A 5355-nucleotide genomic window follows, 5' to 3' on the forward strand; every position below is an offset into this window, starting at 1 on the left:
AATGACCGACGACGCCCCTGCGCTTCCCGGGAAACGCTCAGCCAGCTCCCCATGCCGGACGTCCTTGGCTTGAAGGAGTGCCAGGACAACGAGAGAAAGCAGTTCCACTTGGTTTTTGCGGTACTCCGGGAAATGAGCACAAAAGCAGCGCGTCAGATGGGTCAGCGTGGCAGGGGACGCGTTCTGTTTTGACGGATCAGACGGGAGATTTCAACCCCTCAACAAAGTGTCGGGTACTGAGGATGGAGCCAGATCCTGAAGAAGAAATCGGATCAGCGCATTAACAGTGTCTTCCCGAAGGCCTTCAATAGTTTGCAATAGATAGTAACCTTTTCTACTATTGTATTTTTCTCCATATTGGGGAACTATTTGAGGAGCACGAGGCCACTCTTTCTTGCGAATATCCATGACCGTCCGCCAGTAGGGGACTATTTTTTCGGTTATCACGTGCTCGGTGGATCGATAGCGCTCATCTTTTTTTCCTTTATGACGCACCCAAAATTCAACGCTGTCGTCCGGATTTTGGGAGGGGTTGGCGGAAATTTGAAGAAGCTCATTGGTGCGCAGTCCAGACCACTGCAATAGCATCAAAATGAGGAGGCTGTAGGCTGCTGCGTTGTAAAGTAGCTGCGCTTCAAACAACGTCGGCGCGGCTATACCCTCAGTTCGAGCACGGTGAGCCAACGTCTTGCACAGGTTTCCAAGAGAGTCGGATGGCTGTAGGAGCCCGGCCTGCGAGTGAGTGAGATCTTTTCGCGCGTATCCCAATTTTTCCAGGCGTCGCCGAGCTTGACAGTCATACCAACTGCGAACTATCGGAATAAAAAACGGGTCTGGCACTGAGGCTCCAGTGTCGGGTTGGGTAGTGCCTAGGTACTCCGTCAGGTAGTGGCCATGATAGCCCTGAAATTGGGCTTGGGATCCGTAAGTTTGCTTTGCCAGAGTCATGGCACAATGCACCCTGAGGTGAAGAAGGCTCGGCGCTCCTGAGACAGTCACGCTCAGGTGGAAATCAATTGAGGACTGGCCGTTCGCTTGCAGACCGCTTTTGGCTTTATCCACTGCCTCTGCCACCTGTCTGAGCAACTCAGTCCTGTCCTCAGCCGCCTGATAGAGCCTCCCGACCACTCGAAGGATTGCCTTGGCATCGGGAGCCCTTGGAGAAAGGGTAGGGTGCGAAGTATTTGGGAGGAGCTTGGTGACATCTACCGAGCCAAGCAGCCACGGTTGGAATGAGATTACGCTCCGTTGCATGCCCAAAAACCGGTTTTGGGCATGCACTGCTCCTGCGTAATAACCCAAATACTTCAGGTTCAACTTACGCCGCCCCACGTATTGGCGTAACTGGTGCTCCGTCAGGGGCCCATCCTTCTTTATGCCAAGCGTCCGGTAAATGTGTGCTAAGCCTGACAGGTAGGACTGGAGCGAGTCTGGCTGGTGAAAGTTGTCCCTGACAGTCAGATCGCCAATTAGCACTGCGGCCGCACACGCCATAGTCCTCCCCCAAGGCTCCGTCAGGTAGCTGTGCAGTTGCCGAAGAACCGCATCGTACCGGGCAGGAATTTTTAGGGGTGACTGGCAATGCTGTTGCAAATGCTGTTGCAGAAGCTTAAGGATAGGCTCCGGAAGGGACTGAAAATTCCACCAGTGCTGTGAGGGCAAATACTCACCGGTTAAAAGTATCCGGACAGCGTACTGTGTGTTTGCATCATCAGCCAGGCCGGTTCGCAAACTGTCCTCGAGGGCGTGACCGACAGCTCTCACGGCTCTGCGTCTTTCCTTTCCAGTCAGCTCAGGAAAGCGGAAGCTTGTCAGGTCTTCCGGACACCCTTGTTCCAGCCAAGGGGCAAACCAATAATTATGGATAGTCACTAGGCAGCGAAAGCATCTTTCCCAGTAGGGCGGTTCCCGACGCAGTGTGTAGATCACCAGCAAGCTGCGCCAGGGTACCCGACGACGATAACTTTCCAGAAGCTTCTCGAGCACCTCTGCCGATGGGCAGAGGTCGGGATTGCGCCAAACAGCGGCCTGGGCCTGAAGTGACTCGTCCATCAAGCTGAGCAGTTGCTCCAGTTGGCTCATAACTGGCCCTCGAATGTCATGCCAGAGACACGGGCCCTTTCCTTCCCGCGCTCAGGTGCTTCATCTGGATGTTCAATCGACTCTCGAGCTAAAAGCTTGACTTCGCGGAAATAGAGCTTCAGCAACTTGGTCGCCACACCAGCGTGGTCGTAGGTGGCGATGCTCAGCGCATCGACCCAGCCCATGCGCTCCGTGTAGGCCAGGAGGGCCGGGACGTGTTCTTTCGGACTGGCCCCGTGTGCCTCTGCAATCTCCGTGAGGTCTTGATTGATCCGCCAGTGACGCGTTTGATGAATTACAACAACCAGGTTGCCGCATTTCATGGCTGACCCCCATGCATGGCGGCGGAACGAGGCAGGCGTGTAGGGATTGCCTTGACGGGTCAGGAAGATAGGCACCTGGCTCAGTTCCAGGTTTTTGGACAGGAGGTAACGCACGTACCGTTCAGGTGTATGTGATCGCCCCTTCAGCCACGCCTGATAGTCCTCCTTGCGGTCCTGATCTTGGCCCAGTCCTTCCCTATTGGTCAGGTGGTGATCCAGAGCAGCCCTGGCGGCCGAGTTGAGCGAAAGGTTTTTAATTAGTGCGTCTCCCTGGCCTTTGTTGCGGGCCAGTAGACCACCGTCCACCAAGCTTGCCCACGTGAGGCCTGTCACCTCGTCGATGCGTGCGCCAGACGACAGGCAAATTTCGAGTATCGCCAAATCGCGGCTGCTCCAGCCCGCAGCCTGAGCTGCGCGCCGAAGCTCGTCGGGCAACGTTTTGTTGTGCAAGATCGGCACGGCAACCCGGCGCCCGCCCTTGATCCGGTAATAGACGTATGGGGGGGACATCTTCTGGGATTGCCGGTGACGCCGAACCAGATAGGCTGGAATAGCGATCTGCGCGAACGGCCTGCCTATGCGCCACCCCAGATCCGCTATCAGCCCGAACACGGACCGGAACCGGGAGAGAACCGTTGCGATCGTCTTGGGTTCGACGTCGGGGCCAAAGTTGAAGCGGTGTTTCCGGGCCCCGGGCCGATAGAGCAGTTCGGCGTGGTAACGGGCTTCGAAATAGGTTTTCGCTGTGGTCAGGATGTCAACGTTAGGCGACGAGAGCGTGATTTCGGGATTAGTGCTCAGGAGCGCATGGAGTTGACGGATGCAGTCCTCGGCGATGGCCGGATGTTCCTTGGTGAGTTCCTGATACAGGTACGTGTATTGGTCGTGACGTCGGTGGGCGACGTAGACCAGCGTCATTGCCGCCGCTGTATAAAAGCGCAAGTTTGGGGTGTAAGGCATAACATGGGCTGGCCTTAATTTTTGGACGACTTCGAGTAGAGACTCGGCTCAACCACAGGGTACAGGATGTGAGACCGATTGAGCCAGCCAGGTGGCGGAAAACGCGTCGGGCGTTTGGTAAGCCAGCGAAGAATGGGGCCTGTGGGTGTTGTAAAACGCTCGCCAGCCTTCGATCAAGACACCTGCATGTTTGGCCGAATACAACACTTCCTGGCTCAAACATTCTTCTCGCAAACGGAAATGAAAACTTTCGGCAAAACCGTTCTGCCAGGGTTTTCCCGGTTCTATGAACCGGATGGTGACCTCTTGCACGGCCAACCAAATGCCCAAATCACGAGCAATGAATTCTGAGCCGTTGTCGCTCCGCAGGAAGTTCGGGGCACCTCTCTCTTTGATGACTTCGTCTAGGACGGCTTTCACGTCCATAGACGTGAAAGCCTCTGCGACGCGGATGGCGAGAGATTGCCGGGTGAATTCATCCGTGAGGGTCAAGATTTTGAGGGTGGTACCTCCCAAGGTTTGGTCGAGAATGAAGTCGTATGTCCACACATGATTGGGGCATTCCGCGGTCATGGGGATGGTGTTGCCGGTGCGGATCTTCCGGATGGGCTTTTTCTTGATCGTCAGCTGCTCCTCCCGCCAAATCCGTCTGACCCGCTTCCGGTTGATATGGCTGCCTTCTTTGACGAGCAGCGCGTGGATGAATCGATAACCGCGACGCGGATGTTGCTCTGATCGCTTGCGAATTCGGCCACGCAGTTCATCGTCCTGACGCGGTTTTGCTCGATCGTGCCAGGACGATTGAGGAAGACCCACCAAGAAGCAAGCCCGAACGGGCTTGACCCGCTGCGTGACGAGATCTCGCACCATGGCACGCTTCTCAGGGGTCGTGATCGCTTTTTGCCAACACCTCCTTGACCCCCTCGATCAGGGGGCGCTGCTGGCCGACGATCCGCAACAGACGTGCATTTTCTTTCTCCAAATGTCGCAGCCGCTTGGCTTCATCCGGTGTGGTGTCGCCGTACTTCTTTTTCCACGTGTAGTACGACGCCGGACTGCATCCGAAGGCCCGGCACAACTCTAGGGTGGGCTGTTCGCCTTTCTTGGCTTCTTGCAGCAAGTTGATGATTTGCTCTTCCGTGAACTGCTTCTGTTTCATGACCTCTCCTCGCTTTCCAACCTGACAAATCAGGGCTGGCATGGCGAGCCTTCGTCTCTCCTTCACGCCGTCCAATTTTCGGGGGGCACTCCAAAGTGGAGTGAACCCAAAGTACCGGGCCAGCAGGCAAGTCACTTCTAGGCGCAATGATACTGGGTGGCGAACTCAGCCGGTGGGATATAGCCGAGACTGGAATGCAAACGTTCTTGGTTATACAGCTGACCGATGAAGTGGTTGATGTGGCGCTGCGCGTCGTCGAAGTCGAGATAGTCCTGCAGATCAACCTCCTCGGTTTTCAGGGTCTTGTAAAAACTTTCCATGCGGGCGTTGTCGTAGGGATTACCTTTTCTGGACATGCTGGGAATGAGACCGGCCTCCCGAAGCCGCTCCACATACACGCGACTCGCGTACCCTGACCCTTGGTCAGAATGGTGCAGTAAGCCTGGGGCTGGACAACGCGCTGTGAGCGCGTTGTTGAGCGCTTTCAACGCCAGCGCCGCGTCAATACACCTTGACATCGCCCAACCCACGATTTCTCGGGTGAAGCTGTCGAGGACGCAGGCGAGGTACACAAAGCCATGCTTGACCCGAACGTAGGTGAGATCGACTTGCCAGACTTGGTTGGGTTGCTTGGGTACCACTGTTGGCAACAGGTTTTCAAAACGACGTTCGCTGTGCGTCGAGTCCGTCGTGGCCTGAAATCGCCGTTTGGGACGGCATAACAACCCTCCTGCTCGCATGACCCGTAAGACGCGCTTGTGGTTGGTCGGGCGTCCCCGGCGGGCCAGTTCATGGGTGACGCGACGGTACCCGTAGCCCGTCCACTTCAGC

5 protein-coding genes are annotated in these 5355 nt (G+C 56.0%); all 5 read right to left on the minus strand.

Annotated elements, in window-relative coordinates:
- Positions 1–210: 210 nt before the first annotated feature.
- Entirely contained in the window at positions 211–2082 is a 1872-nt protein-coding gene (locus tag F561_RS0123995; RefSeq protein WP_019012504.1) for a hypothetical protein, read from the minus strand.
- Positions 2079–3323, minus strand: a complete 1245-nt coding sequence (locus F561_RS0124000) for a site-specific integrase (protein ID WP_019012505.1) — start codon at positions 3321–3323, stop codon at positions 2079–2081. The genes F561_RS0123995 and F561_RS0124000 overlap by 4 nt, the downstream gene beginning before the upstream one ends.
- A 90-nt stretch (positions 3324–3413) precedes the next feature.
- Positions 3414–4235 carry an IS3 family transposase gene (locus tag F561_RS0124005; RefSeq protein ID WP_019012506.1) on the minus strand — a complete coding sequence of 274 codons (822 nt, stop codon included), beginning with the start codon at positions 4233–4235 and terminating at the stop codon, positions 3414–3416.
- Between the two features lie 10 nt (positions 4236–4245).
- A complete protein-coding gene (locus F561_RS0124010; RefSeq protein ID WP_019012507.1) occupies positions 4246–4524 on the minus strand; it encodes a transposase in 279 nt (92 codons plus the stop codon).
- 137 nt (positions 4525–4661) lie between these two features.
- Positions 4662–5355: IS3 family transposase (locus tag F561_RS0124015; protein ID WP_026299189.1), on the minus strand; the 694-nt coding region annotated here is incomplete at its 5' end.

The organism is Deinococcus aquatilis DSM 23025 (assembly GCF_000378445.1).
In the GTDB taxonomy this organism is placed as follows: Bacteria; Deinococcota; Deinococci; order Deinococcales; family Deinococcaceae; genus Deinococcus; species Deinococcus aquatilis.

Bases quoted from the DNA above. Each gene is read 5' to 3' on its own strand.
- F561_RS0124000 (WP_019012505.1), bottom strand. From the start codon at position 3,323: ATGACGCTGGTCTACGTCGCCCACCGACGTCACGACCAATACACGTAC.
- F561_RS0124005 (WP_019012506.1), bottom strand. From the start codon at position 4,235: ATGGTGCGAGATCTCGTCACGCAGCGGGTCAAGCCCGTTCGGGCTTGC.
- F561_RS0124010 (WP_019012507.1), bottom strand. From the start codon at position 4,524: ATGAAACAGAAGCAGTTCACGGAAGAGCAAATCATCAACTTGCTGCAA.
- F561_RS0123995 (WP_019012504.1), bottom strand. From the start codon at position 2,082: ATGAGCCAACTGGAGCAACTGCTCAGCTTGATGGACGAGTCACTTCAG.